Here is a 17,365-nt window from a genome sequence, read left to right on the forward strand (position 1 = left end):
CACATAGGGAGAAGGCCTGCTGGGAGATCGCCGCCGGGCACGTTGTCGCGACCGGGAGTCCACTCGGCCGAACTTCTCTCCGCGCGTCGGGTTCAGGTGGTGGCCTCCGGCCTGGCCACCCGATCCGGCCGGTACTGCACTGAAATTCTGGAAGCGAAAGGAGCGTCGTCATGAAGGCCATGATCGTGTGTGTCTCTGTGTCGCACGGCAACACGAAGAGGATCGCCGACGTCATGGGAAACGTCCTTGAGGCCCCTGTTGTCGCCCCTGAACAGGTCGACCTGGAAGAACTCTCTGCCTGCGACCTCGTGGGATTCGGCTCGGGGATCTTCTCGATGGCCTTCCATCCGCGACTGCGCGAGTTCGTCCGGTCACTTCCGAAGGAGCAACGGGGCAAGGCATTCGTATTCGCCACCAGCGGATTCCCCGAAGCCCCGCTCCGGCCCTTCACCCGCCCTCTTCTCCAGCTGCTCCAACAGAAGGGTTTCGAGGCAGTCGACGCCTTCTCGTGCCGCGCGTTGGACACCTGGCTCCCGTTCAAGCCCATCGGCGGTATCAGGAAGCAGCGCCCCAATGCCGACGACCTGGCGGCGGCGCGGACGTTCGCCGAAGGCCTGCGAGCGCGGTTTCACACCACGTCCCGGCCGGCCTGACGGGGCCACCCGTGCGCTCGTCGGCCGTCGCGCACGCCGACGGCGTTGCTCACCTGGGGCTGAGGGATGCGGAGGGCCGACTCACCTGGACCGCAACCGGAACAGAAATGCCGACCGCGGCCGAGCCATTTCCTTGTGATGCGCCCCGGCCGAACGCGCCGACGGCGGGCAGCAGAACCAGGTGGGTGCCGACAGTCGAGTCGACCGGCGTCCGAGCGCACCTGGGGTAGCCGGCTCGGATGTGCTCAGCCAGCAGGTCACGGTCGGCTTGCGGGGCGATCGTCGCGAGGACGGTGCGCCCGAGACGCGTGCACATCGTTCCAACTGTCCGTTGCTCATGGGATGTCCATCGAGCCGCCCCGTGGACACATCGACGACCTGGAAGCAGAGCATTCACGTGGAAGCGTCCACGTGATGGCCCTATCGCGCCTGTACGGCGCCCGGTTTCCCCGGAATCATTCCACGTGAGCCGGGTGCGGAGGTGCACCGTGGATGTTCCGTTCGTGGGGCGCGGCGAGCTGCTCACCCTTCTCGGGCAGGCGCTGGACCGGGCGCGTACGGGCGTTCCGCAGCGGGTGTTGATCGAGGGCCCGGCGGGGATCGGCAAGACCGCACTGGTGAGGCGTTTCCTCGCGCTCGCCGACCTGCCGCATGTGCTGTGCGCGGCAGGCGAGGAGGACGAGTCGGGCCTGGCCTTCGGGGTGCTTGCGCAGTTGCTCGACGACGGCTCGCGCACCCCGGGCCACGAGGAATGGGGTGACCCGTCGGCGGCCGGGGCGGATCTGCTCGACGCCCTGGACAAAGCACAGGGCGATGACGGCGACACCGTGGCCATCGCCGTGGACGACGCGCAGTGGGCGGACCACCCCTCGCTCAAGGCCCTCACCTTCGCGCTGCGGCGGCTGCGCGCCGACCGTGTGGTGGCGCTCGTGGTTGTGCGAGACCTCTCCGACCATCGCATGCCGGAGGGGCTGCGCCGCCTGTGCACGGACTCTGACACCGTACACATCCGCCTTGAAGGCCTGGACCGATGCGAACTCAGGCTACTCGCAGGTGAGTTGGGCCTGGGCGGGCTCACTGCGCAGGCCGCTGCCCGGCTGCACGCCCACACGGCGGGGAACCCGCTGTATGCCCGGACCCTGCTGGAACAAGGGGGCCCCGGTCTTCTGGACGACCTGGAGCGTTTGGATGCGACCCTGCCCGCCCCGAAGCCGTTCGGCTCGTTCATCCTGGCCCGGCTCATCACCTGCACGCCCGAAACCCAGGCGTTGGTGTGCGCGGCGAGTGTGCTCGGCGCGCACTGTTCCCTCACCTCGGCCGCGGCGCTGGCCGGGCAGAGCGATCCGCTGCCCGCGCTCCAACAGGCCGTATCAGCAGGCCTGTTGACGGAACGGCCCGGGGATCCGGTCATACGGTTCCCGCATCCCCTGGTCCACGCCGCCGTCTATCACCAGCTCGGCCCGTTGCGGCGGGCCGAGCTGCATCTGCGCGCTGCCGCGTTGGCCGACGACACCGCGCTCGCCCTGCGGCACCGGGCCAGGGCGGCGGTGGGGCCGGATCCCGGGCTCGCGCGTGAACTCGCCGCGCTCGGGCGGCGGCTCGCGGCCGCGGGCGTGTGGTCGAACGCGGCCGGTCAGCTGTCCAGCGCCGCCGAGTTGTGCGCCGACCGCTCGGCATACGAACAGCTCACCATGGAGGCCTTGGAGTGCCGGCTCCTCGCGGGCGACGTCCCCGATGTGTCCGAGGCCGCCGAGAAGCTCCACGCCTTCGCCGCGAGCGGGTGGCGCAGCTATCTCCTGGGCCGGCTCGCGCTGTTCGACCTCGACCGGGCCGAGGCCCTGCTGCGCGACGCCTGGAGCCGTTGCGACACCGCCTCCGAACCGGCGCTGGGAGCCCGGATCGCGGGGCAGTTCGCCGCCCTGTACGGGAGCATGGCGCGAGGGCGGGACATGGCCGAGTGGGCCCGGACCGCGCGCGGACTCGCGCCCGAGGCGACCGCCACGGACATGATCCGCTACCTCGAACTCGCTGGGGCCGGGATGAGCGGGCGAGCCGCCGAGGCGCTCCCCGCCCTGGAGCACCTTCCCCACCCCGCGGTGGCCTCTCCCGTGCAGCTCGAAGAGCTTCTGGGGCGCGGAACGCTGCGTCAGTTGACGGATGATCTCCTGGGCGCGACACGGGACTTGACGGGCGTCCTGGACGCCAGTCACGGGCGGGCCGCCTCGTTCCGTGTGGTGACCGCCACGGTGCTCGCGTCCGCGGAGTACGGAGTCGGCCGATGGGACGACTCGATCGCCCGTTGCTACGAGACCGTGCGTCTGGCCGCCGACACCGATCAGCCCCACATCGCGCTGTACTGCCGAGTGCTCGCCGCGCTGGCCCACTCGGCGCGCGGCGCGTGGGAGGCCGCCGAGTCCCAGGTGGCGGTCATCCGCGAGTACGCGTTGTTCGGTCATCGCAACCCCGTGGTGTGGACGGCTCTGTCCGAGGCCCACCTGGCCCGTGCCCGCGGGAGCCCCGAACAGGTCGTCGCGGCCCTGGAACCGCTGCTCGCCCTCGGCAGGCGCGGCGAGTCCGAGGAACCCGGCGCCCTGCACTGGCCGGATCTGCTGGCCGACGCCTGGACCTCGCTCGGCGCGTACGAGCGGGCCGAGCAAGCCCTCGCCCCCTATGGGGAGTTGGCGGCCGCCCGGGGGCATCACGGTGCGCTCGCGCTGGTGGCCCGCAGCCGCGGGGGCCTGGCGGCCGCCCGTGGTGACACGGATGGCGCGGAACGGGAGTTCCGGGCGGCCCACGAACATGCCGCGTACACCAGTGTTCCCTTCGAGCGTGGCCTGCTGCATCTCGCGCACGGGCAGTTCCTGCGCCGCTTGGGCAAGCGGACCCGGGCGGGCGAGGAGCTGCGGGCCGCCAGGGATCTGCTCCTGCGACTGGACGCGCGCCCCGATCTGGAGCGCTGTGAGCGGGAGTTGGCGGCTTGCGGTCTCGCGCCCGGGGAACACGCGGCGCGTGATGCGTCCCTGCTGACCCCGCAAGAACTGGCCGTGGCACGGCGCGTGGCGGCCGGGCTCTCCAACCGCCAAGTGGCGCGCGAGCTCGTCATCAGCGTCAAGACCGTCGAGTACCACCTCGGCCGCCTCTACGCGAAGCTCGGCATCGACTCGCGCACCCGCCTCGCGGCCCGGCTCGCCGACAGCGACGGGCTCACCGACAGCGACGGGATCACCCGCGGCGACTAGGGAGTTCCCCAGGGCGTTCCCCGGGGCCCCGGCGGGGATCCGTGCATAGCGTCGGTCGCATCCAGGTAGTCACGGGGGGACGCGATGGTGCGAGTGAATGAGGTCTGGCCGGGGGGATCCGCCGGGCCGAAGCGGCGGCACGGCCGACGAGTGACCGTGGTGGGGGCGGGGATCGCGGGTCTGGTGGCAGCGTACGAACTGGAGGGGCTGGGGTACCGGGTCGAGGTCCTTGAGGGCAACGACCGTGTCGGCGGCCGCATCCGGACCCACCGATTCGGCGCCGGTGACGACGCGCCGTCGGTGGAGCTGGGCGCGATGCGCATTCCGACCCGTCACTGGCGGACCCTGGGCTACATCGATCAACTCGGCCTCGGTGACCGCATCCGCCGTTTCACCACGCTGCTGTCGGACGAGAACGCCTTCATCGCGACCGATGGCGGGCACACCCGTATCCGGGACGCCTCGGACGTCCTGTGCAGGCAGTTCCGACGCGAGGCCGTGTTCGCCCGCTACAGCGACGCGACGATCGCGTTCGGCGCCTGGCTCACCGCCGTCGTCGACGCGATCGCCCCGCCCGACCTGCGCAGGGCGCTGCGGAGCGATCTGCGGGACCAACTGCTCGACCTGGTCGAGAAGATCGACCTGACGAGCTTCCTGCACGGCTCGGCGCGGGACCGTGTCGACCTGCACTTCCTGTTCTCCGCGCATCCCGGGCTGCGCTCGGCGTGCAGCCGCCGGCTCAACAGCTTCCTGGACGACATCCTCACCGAGACCAGCCCCGCGCTGCTGCGGCTCGCGGGCGGCATGGACCAGCTGCCCCGGCGCCTCGCCGAGCGCCTCCAGGCCAAGGTGTCATGCGGACACAAGGTGGTGGGCATCGAGGTCCGGAGCGACGATGTGCTGCTCCATGTCAAAACGGACACCCGCACGTTCGTCAGGCGCACCGACTTCGTTGTGTGCACCGTTCCCTTTCCCGTGCTGCGCCGGATGTGGCTGAGCGGATTCGATGCCGACAAGCGGGCGGTGCTCAATGACACGGTCTACTGCCCGGCGACGAAGGTGGCCTTCCACTGCCGCGAGCCGTTCTGGCTCCAGGAGGGCATCACGGGCGGTGCGTCGTTCAGCGGGGGCCGCATCCGTCAGACGTACTATCCGCCGGCCGAGGAGGCTGCCGACCGGGGGGCGGCACTCCTTGCCAGCTATACGATCGGTGAGGAGGCGGACTGGCTGGGCCGGCTGCCCGCCGCGCAGCGCTACCGTGTCGTCCTCAAGGAGCTCGGTGTGATGCATCCCCAGGTGCTGCGGCCCGGCATGGTGCTGGGTGCGGCGAGCGTGGTGTGGGGGCGCTCGCCCTGGACCCTGGGCGGCTGTGCCACTCGCTGGGGCAAGGATGCGGCGGCCCGCGAGCAGGAGCGGCTGCGGGCGGCCCGCCCGGTGAACCGGCTCTTCTTCGCGGGCGAGCACAGTGCGTCGGTGCCCGCCTGGATCGAGGGGGCGATCGAGTCGGCGCTGCACGCCGTGCGCCAGATCGCCGAGTACGAACCGCCACGCGGCACCGCGCACTCGCGGCACCGCAAGACCCTGGGAGCGCCGCGATGAGCGTGTTCGAGCTGCCCAGACTGCACTTCGCCGGGACCGCGACGACGAAGCTCCCGACGGGGCAGCGCAGCGGCCTGGTGGACCTGGCCACGCAGACGGCGCTCACCGACGAGGGTCCGTTCGGTACGGACCGGCCGAGCAGCGAGTACCACGCGTTCCTTCAGCGGCGCGGCCCTCACTTCGACGCGTCGGGACGGATGTCGCCCGAGGGCTGTTTCAGCGCCGCCAAGGGGTGGAACTTCGACGGCAACGGGCACTTCTGGCTGGATGCGGCGATCGTGTCCGTCGAGATCCCGGGCGGCGGGGTGGACACCGCCGACCCGGTGGTCGGCACCAGCGTGGACGTCTGGGGCCACTACAACGAGTATCTGCGCACCACCGTCAACCGGGCCCGGATCCTCGACATCGACCCGGCGTCGCGGTGGACCACCGCGCTGATGGTCGGCCAGTTCTCCTTCGGCCGTCGCGACAGGTCGCACGACGAGGGCTATCTGGTCACCGGCCGGGTGAGCGGGCTGCATCCGCCGCGCTGGGTCGGCTTCAACCACATCCTCGACGTGGGTGATCACTTCTTGGCCCCGCAGCTGCGGTACTGCGCGGTGCACCAGTTCGTGGTCACGCGGGCCGAAGGGCTCGACTGGCTGCCGGACGCGGCTCCGTCCGGCGCCGTTCGCGCACTGCGCCGCGCAGTGGACGGCGGCGCCGACGGTCTCGTGGTGCAGCTCTCCCTGTCCAACATGTCCACGCCGCGGGTCCCGGACGCGCCGAGCCACTGGCAGGTGCGGGGCACCATCGCGCCCTGGCGGGACCGCGAGCTGCGCAGCTATCCAGCCGGGCGGCTCCTCACCCCGCGCGGCCCTCGCCGAGCCGGGACCCCAACTCCCTTACGTCCTTTGACCGTTGAGGTGGCCGAAGGGCGGGCCGTGCTCAACATGCTCACGGCCGTGCCCGTCACCACACGCGCGGAGGAGGCCGGACCGGGCCCGCTGCACCGGCTCGGCCCGCTCGTCGACGCGGGCGACTTGGAGCTGCGTACCACCGGAACCGGTCGCCTCGTCGCCCGGATCCCTGCCGAGTCGTACCGCGGCGAGGCGGCCGCGAACACCTCGGGCATCGTCACCGTCCCCGCCGAAGCGGCGTGGCCGGAGGCGGCGGATCAGGGCCTGCTGCTGACCGGGACGGACGGCGCGGGGCGCCGCGTCACGCTCCTGTCCGAGCAGGAGGTCAACCTCCAGGCCGACGAGGCTCTGCTCGTGCTGCACCATCCCGACCAGGCGGGCGGCCGCGACCACGCGGTCGAGGTCCCTTTCCGCTGCTACGTCCGGGGCCGCCCGGCCGCCGTCGACCGGGTGCATCTGCGCCAGTACTTCAACCCACGCGCCCTGCCGGCCGACGCCGACGCCGGTTCCCCGCAGGCCCGTTGCACGGATGCCGTCGTGCTCGGGGTGCGTTCGGGGCGCCTGCGCGAGGAAGGCACGTACGGCGATGCCTGTGTGGCGCACACCGACGAGGACGGGCAGGGCTGGTTCACGGTTCGCGGTGTCCGGCCGGGGACCTGTCGCCTCCTGCTGACCGCGGACCCCGCCGACACCCCGTGCTCCGCGCCCGAGGTGCCCGGCTCGGCCTGGACGGCCTACGACGACGAGGACGCGCTCGGTTACTGGGCGGGCGCCGGAGCGCTGGCCGTGCGCGTCCTGCCCGACGACTGGCGCCTGAACAAGATCCCCAGCTCCGAGGTCGACTTCCCGCTGCTGTACCGCGAGGTCTTCGCGTACTACGAGCACGTCTCCTCGTTCATGACGTCGGAGGTGTTCAGCCTCGCCGACCGCTGCAAGGTCGAGACGTATGCCGAGCTCATCTGGCAGATGTGCGATCCGGGCAACCGGACGAAGACGTACGCCATGCCGCCCGGCCGGGACCTCACCGACGCGAAGGCGCGACTGCTGCTCGCCTACCTGCGCAACTGCCAGGCACAGGTGCGTCCGCCGGTTCCCTACGGCATCGGAGCCGCGAGGGGTGCACAGCCGCGGATCACCACGCGGGGCGAGCTGTGGGCCGCGCTGAAACAGGCCGCCACGCTGGAGCTCGCGGTCATGCTCCAGTATCTGTACGCCGCGTTCTCCGTGCCCACCTTCGGGGCGGGCCGGGAGTACGTGCGGCGCGGGCTCTGGACGCCCGGGCAGCTGGAGCTCGCGTGCGGCGGCGGGGGCGCGACTCCGAACGACGGGATCCGCGGTGCGCTGCTGTCGGTGGCCCGCGAGGAGATGATCCACTTCCTGGTGGTGAACAACATCGTCATGGCGATGGGCGAGCCGTTCCACGTCCCGGCCTTCGACTTCTCCACCGTCAACTCCCTGCTCCCGATCCCTCTCGACTTCGCCCTCGAACCGCTGAGCGTGGGCAGCCTCCAGCGCTACATCGCCATCGAGCAGCCCGCGGAGCTCACCCCCGTGCTGCATGAGGAGGACGCCACGCCGCGCGGCGGCGCCTGGGGCTCGGTGAGCGAGCTGTACGGACTGATACGCGACGGGCTGCAACGCGTCCCGGACCTGTTCCTGGTCGACAAGGGCCGGGGCGGCGGCGAACACCATCTCTTCATGCGCCAGTCCGTCAACTGGTCCCATCCCGACTATCAGTTGGAGGTGGACGATCTCTCCAGCGCCCTGTTCGCCGTCGACTTCATCACCGAGCAGGGCGAGGGCGGCGTACTGGCCAGAGCCGCGCACTCGCCGGAGGAGCCCTCGCACTTCCGGACGTTCCTGCGGATGAGCGACCTCTTGACGACCGAGCGGACGGCGGGCCCGCACGGAATCCCCGTGCCGTGGAACCCGGCCTATCCCGCGCTGCGCAATCCGACGCTGCGGGCGGGCGGCGGGGTGCTTGATCCCGTCACCGACCCGGAGGCCCGCGCGGTGATGGGGCTCTTCAACCGCTCGTACTACCTGATGCTGAACCTGATGGTGCAGCACTTCGGGGAGAGCCCCGACGCGAGTCTGCGGCGCTCGAAGCTGATGAACGCCGCCATCGACGTGATGACGGGAATGATGCGCCCGCTGGGCGAGCTGCTCACCACTCTTCCTTCGGGGAGGCGGGGACGCACGGCCGGGCCGTCGTTCGAGCTGGACGTCGAGCCCGCCTTCAACTCCCGCCCCGATGTGGCGCGCCGCTCCCTCGCCCTGCGCTTCGAGCACCTCGCTGCGGCAGCCCGCAAGTGCGGCTCGGTGCCCGCACAGGTCCCCGACATGATGGCGTTCTACGCCGACTTCTTCCACCACACGCAGGGGCGGCCATGACCGGACACACCCTGGACACCGACGTGTTGGTGATCGGCGGCGGGCCCGTCGGTCTCGCACTCGCGCTGGATCTCAAGTACCGGGGCGTGCGCTTCGTGGTCATGGAGGCCTCCGACGGGACGGTCGACCACCCCAAGGTCGGTACGGTGGGCCCCCGTTCGATGGAGCTCTTCCGGCGCTGGGGCGTCGCGGAGCGGATACGGGCGGCCGGATGGCCCGGCGATCACCCGCTGGACATCGCGTGGGTCACGGCGGTCGGCGGCCACGAGATCCTGCGGCTCGACTTCGGCACCGCGGACACCCGGCCGCCCCTGCCCTACACGCCCGAACCGGAGCAGGTGTGCCCCCAGCACTGGCTCGGCCCGCTGCTCGTGCGAGAGGTGGGCGTCCACCCCGAGGGGCCGCTCAGGCTGCGCTGCCGTCTGGACGGATTCACCCAGGCCGAGGACGGCGTCACCGCCACGGCCACCGACCTCGCCGAGGGGACGGCCCTCACCGTCCGGGCCCGCTACCTGGTCGCCTGCGACGGCGCGGCCTCCCCGGTGCGCAAGGCCGCCGGGATCGCCGCACCCGCCCGGTACGAGCCCCTGACCTTCCGCAACATCCTCTTCCGCGCACCGTTGCTGCGTTCCCGACTGGGGCCGCGGGGCGCCCTGGTGCACTTCCTGACCCGGCCCGGCGCCCTGCGCTACCCGCTCCGCTCGATGGACGGCCGGGAGCTGTACCGGCTGACGGTCCCGGGCGCGGCGGGGCGGGGCGCGCAGGACGAGGACGCCGGGGTGATGGTGTCCCGGGCGATCGCCTGGGACACCCCCGTCGAGGTGCTCTCCGAGAACGTGTGGCATCTGACCCACCGCATCGCGCGGACCTTCCGGTCCGGCCGGGTCATCCTCGCCGGGGACGCCGCGCACACCCTCGCCCCGTCCGGGGGCTTCGGCATGAACACCGGCATCGCCGACGCCGCTGACCTCGGCTGGAAACTAGCCGCCGAACTGGCCGGCTGGGCCGGTCCGGGGCTGCTCGACACGTACGACACCGAACGCCGCCCGGTCGCCGAACGCGGACTGGAGGAGGCCAACCGCAACCTGCGGCGCACCGTACGCCGCACGCTGCCGCCGGAGATCCTGCTCGACGACGAGAGGGGACGGCGGGCCAGGGCGGAGCTGGGGCGGCGGATGGCGCAGGGCGGTGTACGACGCGAGTTCGAAGCGCCCGAGGTGCACTTCGGGTACCGCTACGCCTCGCCCGTGATCGCATCCGGCCCCGCCTCCGGCAGCGGGCCGACGGCAGCACCGGGGGCGCGGGCCCCCCATGCCTGGCTGGGCGGCGGGGCATCGGTCATCGACCTCTTCGGCCCGGCCTTCCACCTCCTGCGCTTCGCCGACACCGACCGACTCGACGGATTCCGGCGGGCATTCGCGAGGCGACTCGTCCCGCTGGAGACGACACGTTGTGACGACCGGACGGTGGCCGAGCTCTACGAGCGCGCGTTCGTGGTCGTACGCCCGGACGGCCACATCGCCTGGCACGGTGACGAACTCCCGGAAAATCCGGAGGGGTTGGCGGACACGGTACGAGGCGCGGCATGAGCGGCACACTGGCCCCGTTCCGTCTCACCCGCTCCGACGTGTCCGACCCGTACTCCGTCTACCGCCGCTACCGAGAGGCCGATCCGGTGCACCTGGCGTCGGATGCCTGGCATCTCTTCCGGCACGAGGACGTCTCACGGGCGCTCACCGACCGTCGCCTGGGACGCAGCGCCGCCACCGCGCACGAGGGCGGATCGCCTCCGCCGCCGCGCATCCCCGCCGACTTCCCGCACCTGACGCGGACGGTCGCGAACTGGATGGTCTTCCTCGACCCTCCACGGCACACCCGCATCCGGGCACTGGTGGCGAAGGCATTCACGCCCAAGGTGGTCGAAGGCCTCAGGCCGCGCATCCGCGCGCTGGCCGCCGACTTGGCGGACGAGCTCACCGCAGCACTGCACCGTGACGGGTCGGTCGACCTGGTGGACGTCTTCGCCGCCCCGCTCCCGATTCAGGTCATCAGTGAACTGCTCGGCGTTCCGCGGGAGTTGCGGACGTGGTTCCGCGCGCGGGCGGTCGGCCTCCAGCAGGCCACCAGCACCCGCACGGCCCGGGCCGCCGACGCGTACGCCGTCGCGGATCGCGCGGCCCGCGAGCTGGACGAGTACTTCCGCTCGGAGCTGGCGGCCCGGCACGGGACCGGCCGGGTGGATGGAGAACGGGATCTGATCGCGGGGATGATGGCCGCGGATGACGATGGGGAGCAACCACCGCTGTCCGACGACGAGTTGGCGGGTACCTTCGTCCATCTTCTGACGGCCGGCCACGAGACGACCACGAACCTCCTGGCCAAGGGACTCCTGGCCCTGCTGCGCCACCCGGACCAGCTCGCCCTGCTGCGTGCGCGTCCCGAGCTGATGCCGGGCGCCGCCGAGGAGCTCATCCGCTACGACTCGCCCGTGCAGACGGTCAGCCGATGGGCTTACGCGGATGCGGGGTTCGGCTCGCGTACGGTCCGCCGGGGTGACCGCGTCGTCCTGGTCCTCGGCTCGGCCAATCGCGACCCGGAGCGGTTCGCCGCGCCGGACCGCCTCGACCTGACCCGGGACGCCCGCCGCCACTGCGGCTTCGGTCTCGGCATCCACTACTGTCTGGGCGCCGCACTCGCCCGGGCAGAGGCCGAGACCGCCCTGGCCGAACTCCTCCGGGTGCTGCCGGAGTCGACGACAGTGGACCAACCGGTGTGCTACGCCGACGACTTGGTCTTCCACGGGCCGAGCAGCCTGGTGCTGCGGGCGGGGAATCAGGCGGCCCGGATCAGCCACCTGTCGAGGTAGGCGGCCACACGGGCGCGGTCGCCCGCACGGGCCCGCAGCCCGATGTATCCGTCCGGCCGCACCAACAGCAGTTCGCCGCGCGGCAGACCGGAGTGCCGTCCGGACTCGGCGTGGACGCGTACGACGTCGATGGGTGCGGCGTAGGTGTCGGCCAGCCGGCGCACCCCGGCGTCGTCCGCCCGCGCGCCCGGGAGGAGCAGCAGGGTCCATTTCTCGTAGGACAGCAGATCGTGGAGGGAGCGCCGTCGGCCCGCCACGACCACGGGCAGGTCCGGCAGCCGGTCGCCCGCGCGCGGTGTTCCGCCCCCTCCGACGGAGCTGCCGGGCAGCCCGCTCAGCTCGCTCGCCCGGTAGTGCATCACGAAGTCGCTGAGCATGCTGCGGACTCGTCGGCCCGCGCGTTCGCTCGCGAGAACGCTGGGCCCGACCAGACCCATGGCGTGGAGGGTGAGCCGGGTGGGCGGCAGTTCGAGTACGTTGCGCCGCATTTCCCGCATGACTTCCTTCGCGGTGCGGCGCTGTTCGGTGGAGTAGGTGTCGACCAGGGAGTCGACGGCCCAGCCCCGGTGCACGGCGGCCAGCTTCCACCCCAGGTTGTGCGCGCCGCGCAGCCCCGTGTTGAGCCCGTGCCCGCCGATGGGCGCCCACAGGTGGGCGCTGTCTCCGGCGAGCAGCGCCGGGCCGGTCCGCAGGGTGCCGGCGAGCCGGTCCTGGAAGCGGGCCCGGTTGGACCAGGCGGGGCTGGTCGGCACGAGCCGGGCACCCGGGTCGTGTGCGGCGCGCGCGACGAGGTTCTGCATCTCCGACACGCTCGGCGGTTCGTCGATGCGCGGATCGGGGTCGGTGCAGAAGCAGAAGAAGCGGTATCCGCCGCCCGGGACCGGGCTGGCGATCACGCAGACCTGGTGCTCCAGGAAGAAGTAGGTGACATCGGGGGCGTAGCGCGGGCGCCAGTCGGCCTTCGCGTTGATCTGTACGGCCTGGAGGTTGGGGCGGCGTTCCCCTTCGAAGGGGATGTCGAGGCTGGTCCGTACGAGACTCCGTGAGCCTTCGCAGCCCACGACCCAACGGCTGTGGACGGTCCGCACCTTGCCGTCGGGTCCCCTCAGCTCGGTCTCGGCCGCGTCGCCGGTCACCCGGACGTCGACCGCTTCAGTGGACCAGCGGACCTCGGTTCCCAGCTCCCCCAGCCGGTCGCCGAGGAGCCGCTCGGTGGCGTCCTGCTCGATCGAGAGGGGTTGCGGGTACGCAGTGTCGGTCATGGACATGTCGTGCCCACCGAGTGCGCGGCCACGGGCGTGGATTTCGGCCCGCCGCAGCGACAGGCCTTCGGCATGGAGCCGGTCCGCGCAGCCGAGATCGCGCAGCACCTCAAGGGCCCGCTGCCAGATCACACACGCCCGCGCTTCCCGCTTGGTGCTGGGTTCCTTGTCGACGACGACCGTGTCCACCCCGTATTGGCGCAAGGCGATCGACAGGGCGAGCCCCGTGGGGCCGGCTCCGATCACCAAGACGTCGCAGGACTCGCTCATGTGTGCCTCCCCTGGCACCCGAGGGACCCGAACGCGCCGAAACCGGGCGCGTACTGGCGAGCATGACGCCCTCCGGTGGCCTCCGGCCAGTGGGGGAAACCCTGTAGTGCCGGAACGGCACGGTCACCGGCGAGTACGCCGCTCACGGGTGTCACCGCTTCCCGGGGTGGGCACTTTCCTTCGTCTCCCCACCTTCTTCAGCAGCTGACGCACCCGGTCACGGCCATATCTTCCCGTGAGCCAAAACGGAATTGACGGAATTGGCGGACGATGCGGGACCGGTTGACCCGCGCTTTTCGCAGCCGTACGTTCTGGTCGTCGGCGCGGTCCACGGGGGACGCGCCCCAGCGCGTTTCCAGGAGGACGCGATGCACTGGTACGTGGACGGACTGAAGAAATACACCGTGTTCAACGGGCGTGCGCGGCGCCAGGAATACTGGATGTTCACGCTGTTCAGCATCATCGTCAGCGTCGTGCTGACACTCATCGACCTGGCACTCGGCACCAGCCCGGTCATCGGCACGCTCTACAGCCTCGCGGTGCTCCTCCCCACCCTCGCCGTGGGCGCACGCCGGCTGCACGACACCGACCGCACGGGCTGGTGGCAGCTGCTCGCACTGATCCCACTGATCGGCGCGATCGTCCTGATCGTCATGCTGGCGACCGACAGCAAGCCGCACACCAATGCGTACGGGCCGAATCCGAAGGAAGCGGCCGCCTACTAGAGACCCTGGTCGAACCGCACCTCCCACCGCTGGGGGGATCGCGGACGGGGTGGTGGTGCTGGGGCCGGTGGCGCGGCGGTCGGGGTGGCCGAGTGATTCCGGGGTTGGTGGGCGTTCGGGGGCCCGCCCGTGTGCGGGTGGGCCCCCGAACGGGTGGGCGGTGGTTATGGCCGCCAGATCACCGCGGTGTGCGCGGGGCTGGTGGGCGTCGGGTAGGTGACCCGGACGCCGACGGTCAGGCCGGCGTTGTTGACGAACAGGGCGTAGGAGTTGCCCTGCGGTGCCACGTTCAGTTCGGTCAGGGTCCCGTCGGGCTCCCAGCGGAGGGCGTAGCGGTTCTCATTGGACGGAGACTTTTGCCCGGTGTGCCCGACCGATACACCCGCGTCGTTGACGGCGACGGCCCTGGTGTATTCGTAGTCGGCGCCGATGGTCGTGGCGGCGCCGTCCGGGCTCCAACTCGTGGCGGTGTAGTCGATGTTGTCCTCTCCGAGCACGTAGCCGACGGCGGTGCCCGAAGCGTTGACGGCCATCGCCTCGGAGTGCCGGCCCAGGTCCGTGACGGTGCCGTTGGCGCTCCAGGTCAGGGAGCGCCACTGGTCGTTCGCGGCACCGGCCGGCGTGGCCCGCCCGAGCACGGTGCCGGCGTCGTTGATCTGACCGACCCACACGTCCCGGTAGGCCGAGGTCGGGTCGAGCGCGATGGGAGTGCCGTCCGGTCTCCACTTCACGGGGTGGGCGACGCCGGACGCCGAGTAGGACAGACCGGCCACCGTGCCCGAGCTGTTGACCGAGAGGGCGGTGCTGTTGACGTCACCGCTCAGCGCGGCGAGCGGGACGGCTCGGCCGTCCGGGCCCCACTTCACCGCGTGGGAGGCCGCGCCGATCGAGGATTCTCCGACCGCCGTGCCGGTGCGGCTGATCGCGGAGACATAGCCCCAGCCGCCAATGTCCCCGGGCAGCAACTGCAGCACGGTGACCGTGCCGTCGGGGGCCCAGCGCACCGTGTGGTGCCCCGAGAAGCCGACGGCGGTGCCGTCGTCGCTGACGGCCCGGGCCTCACCGTTCGGGTCCCCGGGCAGCAGCGGGAGTGCCGTGGGGCTGAGGTCCGCGTTCCAACGGACCGGGAAGAACCGGTTCGTCGAATCGGCGGCGTAGCCGACGATCACCCCGTTGTCGTTGACCCCGGAGGGATGGCTCCAGACGGCGCCAGGAGGGAAGGGAAGGTCGACGGCCACATTGGCCGCCGCCGGACCGGTGTCGGCCGTCGCGCTGCCGGCCGCGCCCAGCGTGAGGGTGCAGACGGTGGCCAGGGCGATGGTGGCGGCGCCTGCGGACCGCGGGGCTCGTATACCGATGCTCATGACGTGCGTTCCTCGTCTCGTGGACTTCGTCGGAATGGCACTGTGGTGATGCTGTGTCATGTTTCGCGTGGAGAGATCCCGTGCACCACACGGTTCGACGCACAGGAACTTCACTCAACCTTCACGACGTTCGGCGTCGGCGCAGCGGAATCCGGATGCCTGTCCGGGATCCGTCGGTGAAGCACGTATGACTCCCGATGACGCCTCATGACGCCTGGAGCCAATACCGGCGGCTGGCCGAGCTGACCAAGCAGGTCGCGGACACCCGCTCGGCGGCCTTGATCCTTCTCCTTGGCGAAGACCTTGGAGAGCTCGTGTTGAGGAAGGGCGACGGTGCCGCAGTCCGTGTCACCAGCCGACGGCTGGTTGCTCGGGTCGTAGGACGACGTGGCACCGATGGCCAGGACCGGGCGACCATCAATCCTGTAGCCGATCGACGCATGCGGGAGCGGTCGTGCGGCACGGACGCTGGTCATGGGCGGTCTCCTGAACCCAAGCGCCCCCGCGCAGGCGGAGTCCAACCACCACGCAGCAGCGGGCACGACCGCCGAGCGGGGCAGTTCCCGACGGGATCGGACACGCACGCCACGGCGTGGGACGAGCTCTGGCCATTGGCCAGCCGTGTCCACGTCCAGCCCACCGCAACAAGAAGGGGGCCGGACTTGCCGCACCATCTGAAACGACGGGCTGGGCCTGAGTTCGGTTTGAGCCTTTTCGCCACAGCCCGGACTCGGGGAAGTGTCCCGGGATTCCGCCGGTCACTACTGTGTCCTCCCGATTGGCGCTAGGCGCGGTGTCGGTTGATGGCCCGCGTCAGACGACTGAGGGGATCCCTGTGCGATTTCCATCGCTCCGCCGTAGAAGACCCGCGTTACGCCGCCTGGCAGGCATGGTGGCGGCCGTCGGAATGATCACAACCTGCCAGCTGACCGCCGGGGTGGCCGTGACGGCTCCCACCGCCGCCGCGGCTCCCGCCGCCGTGTCCGTCGGAGTGCCGGGCGGCGGTGTCGGCCTGGCTCGGCAGTCGGACCGCATCCTCACCGCTATGTTCATCGACACCGACGGCGTACTCAACGTCGCCTGGGAGTACAACAACGGTCCCTGGCACGCACCCGTCAGGATCAGTGCCTCGGTGGCCGAACCCGGCACCCCGGTCGCGTTGTCGATGCAGACCAGGACCCGGTTCACGGCCGCGTTCATCGACAAGTGGGGCAGGCTGAACGTGGCCTGGCTCGACGACAACGGCCCCTGGACCCAGCCCACACCCATCAGCGGACAGGTCGCCAAACCCGGCGGATCCGTCGCCCTGGCCCAGTACGGCGACAACCAGCTCACCGCCGCCTTCGTGGACAGCTCCGGCACCCTGCGCACGGCGTCGGTCACGGGCACCGGTCCCTGGTCCCCGCCGGCCCCGACCGGCGGCGCGGTCGGTCTCCCGGGGTCCCCGATCGCCCTGGCCAGGCACAAGACCGGTCAGGTGGACCGGATGGTGGCCACGATCATCGACAACACGGGCACTCTCAACACCGCCTACCAGCCCTACCCCGGTGGGCCGTGGACAGCGCCTTCCGTGGTCGGCTACCCGCTGACCAATCCGGGCGGCGGGGTGGCTCTGGCCCAGCAGAACGACAGCACCCTGACGGCGTCGTTCACCAGCACCTACGGGTTCATGCACGTGGCGTGGGTCAACGACGGAGGGAACTGGAACGGACCGGTCAGCGTCGACGGCCTGAACGCCGACAGGGGCACAGGCGGCGGCGCCATTGCGATGGCCAAGCAGACTCCCGGCATCCTGGTCGCCGCGTCCGTCGACTGGTGGGGATACTTCAGCGTCGCCTGGGCCGAAAACAACGGCGCCTGGAACCCACCGGTCCGCGTCGGCGGCAGCGTCGCCCCGCACGGCGCTGGTGTCGCCGTGTTCAAACAGTCCGACAACATCCTCACCGCGGCATTCATCGGCAACGACGGCAAACTGAACGTCGCCTGGGTGGAATACACCGGCGCCTGGGCAGGCCCAGTACCGATCAACTAGCGTCCAGCCCTGCACCGTGATTCGGCAACCGGGACCGGGGTCCCTCTGCGGGCCCCGTCTTC

11 protein-coding genes are annotated in these 17,365 nt (G+C 71.0%); 8 read left to right on the plus strand and 3 right to left on the minus strand.

What is annotated here, in order from left to right:
* The first annotated feature begins 170 nt into the window (after nt 1-170).
* The 6 genes from ACSHXC_RS05075 (at nt 171) to ACSHXC_RS05100 (ending at nt 11,650) form a co-directional block, all read left to right on the plus strand.
* Nucleotides 171-653 (plus strand): flavodoxin family protein, encoded by a 483-nt coding sequence (locus tag ACSHXC_RS05075; protein ID WP_438290389.1) that lies wholly within the window; start codon nt 171-173, stop codon nt 651-653.
* A gap of 488 nt (nt 654-1,141) precedes the next feature.
* On the plus strand, nt 1,142-3,892 hold the full coding sequence (locus tag ACSHXC_RS05080) for an AAA family ATPase (RefSeq protein ID WP_438290390.1): 2,751 nt from the start codon (nt 1,142-1,144) through the stop codon (nt 3,890-3,892).
* Nucleotides 3,893-3,976: 84 nt separating this feature from the next.
* Complete coding sequence (locus ACSHXC_RS05085) at nt 3,977-5,491, plus strand: flavin monoamine oxidase family protein (protein WP_438290391.1); 1,515 nt, start codon at nt 3,977-3,979, stop codon at nt 5,489-5,491.
* Nucleotides 5,488-8,784, plus strand: a complete 3,297-nt coding sequence (locus ACSHXC_RS05090; protein WP_438290392.1) for a ferritin-like domain-containing protein — start codon at nt 5,488-5,490, stop codon at nt 8,782-8,784. Before ACSHXC_RS05085 ends, ACSHXC_RS05090 begins: the two co-directional genes overlap by 4 nt.
* Nucleotides 8,781-10,373 carry an FAD-dependent monooxygenase gene (locus ACSHXC_RS05095; RefSeq protein ID WP_438290393.1) on the plus strand — a complete coding sequence of 531 codons (1,593 nt, stop codon included), beginning with the start codon at nt 8,781-8,783 and terminating at the stop codon, nt 10,371-10,373. The genes ACSHXC_RS05090 and ACSHXC_RS05095 overlap by 4 nt, the downstream gene beginning before the upstream one ends.
* Nucleotides 10,370-11,650 (plus strand): cytochrome P450, encoded by a 1,281-nt coding sequence (locus ACSHXC_RS05100; protein WP_438290394.1) that lies wholly within the window; start codon nt 10,370-10,372, stop codon nt 11,648-11,650. The genes ACSHXC_RS05095 and ACSHXC_RS05100 overlap by 4 nt, the downstream gene beginning before the upstream one ends.
* Here the strand turns inward: ACSHXC_RS05100 and ACSHXC_RS05105 are convergent.
* The gene (locus tag ACSHXC_RS05105) at nt 11,617-13,182 is read right to left on the minus strand and encodes an FAD-dependent monooxygenase (protein ID WP_438290395.1); all 1,566 of its coding nucleotides are present in this window, start codon (nt 13,180-13,182) and stop codon (nt 11,617-11,619) included. The genes ACSHXC_RS05100 and ACSHXC_RS05105 overlap by 34 nt on opposite strands.
* A 368-nt stretch (nt 13,183-13,550) precedes the next feature.
* Here ACSHXC_RS05105 and ACSHXC_RS05110 point away from each other — a divergent pair, with 368 nt between their 5' ends.
* On the plus strand, nt 13,551-13,907 hold the full coding sequence (locus ACSHXC_RS05110; RefSeq protein WP_438290396.1) for a DUF805 domain-containing protein: 357 nt from the start codon (nt 13,551-13,553) through the stop codon (nt 13,905-13,907).
* Nucleotides 13,908-14,071: 164 nt separating this feature from the next.
* Here the strand turns inward: ACSHXC_RS05110 and ACSHXC_RS05115 are convergent, their stop codons facing one another.
* Nucleotides 14,072-15,271: a hypothetical protein gene (locus tag ACSHXC_RS05115; protein ID WP_438290397.1), complete on the minus strand. Its 1,200-nt coding sequence runs from the start codon at nt 15,269-15,271 to the stop codon at nt 14,072-14,074.
* A gap of 110 nt (nt 15,272-15,381) precedes the next feature.
* A complete protein-coding gene (locus tag ACSHXC_RS05120) occupies nt 15,382-15,747 on the minus strand; it encodes a hypothetical protein (protein ID WP_438290398.1) in 366 nt (121 codons plus the stop codon).
* 431 nt (nt 15,748-16,178) lie between these two features.
* Here ACSHXC_RS05120 and ACSHXC_RS05125 point away from each other — a divergent pair, with 431 nt between their 5' ends.
* Nucleotides 16,179-17,303: a hypothetical protein gene (locus ACSHXC_RS05125; RefSeq protein ID WP_438290399.1), complete on the plus strand. Its 1,125-nt coding sequence runs from the start codon at nt 16,179-16,181 to the stop codon at nt 17,301-17,303.
* The last annotated feature ends 62 nt before the right edge of the window (nt 17,304-17,365 follow it).

The sequence above is a fragment of the Streptomyces sp. HUAS TT7 genome (assembly GCF_051550175.1).
Taxonomy (GTDB): Bacteria; Actinomycetota; Actinomycetes; order Streptomycetales; family Streptomycetaceae; genus Streptomyces.

Bases quoted from the DNA above. Each gene is read 5' to 3' on its own strand.
- ACSHXC_RS05075 (WP_438290389.1), top strand. From the start codon at position 171: ATGAAGGCCATGATCGTGTGTGTCTCTGTGTCGCACGGCAACACGAAG.
- ACSHXC_RS05085 (WP_438290391.1), top strand. From the start codon at position 3,977: ATGGTGCGAGTGAATGAGGTCTGGCCGGGGGGATCCGCCGGGCCGAAG.
- ACSHXC_RS05090 (WP_438290392.1), top strand. From the start codon at position 5,488: ATGAGCGTGTTCGAGCTGCCCAGACTGCACTTCGCCGGGACCGCGACG.
- ACSHXC_RS05095 (WP_438290393.1), top strand. From the start codon at position 8,781: ATGACCGGACACACCCTGGACACCGACGTGTTGGTGATCGGCGGCGGG.
- ACSHXC_RS05100 (WP_438290394.1), top strand. From the start codon at position 10,370: ATGAGCGGCACACTGGCCCCGTTCCGTCTCACCCGCTCCGACGTGTCC.
- ACSHXC_RS05105 (WP_438290395.1), bottom strand. From the start codon at position 13,182: ATGAGCGAGTCCTGCGACGTCTTGGTGATCGGAGCCGGCCCCACGGGG.
- ACSHXC_RS05110 (WP_438290396.1), top strand. From the start codon at position 13,551: ATGCACTGGTACGTGGACGGACTGAAGAAATACACCGTGTTCAACGGG.
- ACSHXC_RS05115 (WP_438290397.1), bottom strand. From the start codon at position 15,271: ATGAGCATCGGTATACGAGCCCCGCGGTCCGCAGGCGCCGCCACCATC.
- ACSHXC_RS05120 (WP_438290398.1), bottom strand. From the start codon at position 15,747: ATGACCAGCGTCCGTGCCGCACGACCGCTCCCGCATGCGTCGATCGGC.
- ACSHXC_RS05125 (WP_438290399.1), top strand. From the start codon at position 16,179: ATGATCACAACCTGCCAGCTGACCGCCGGGGTGGCCGTGACGGCTCCC.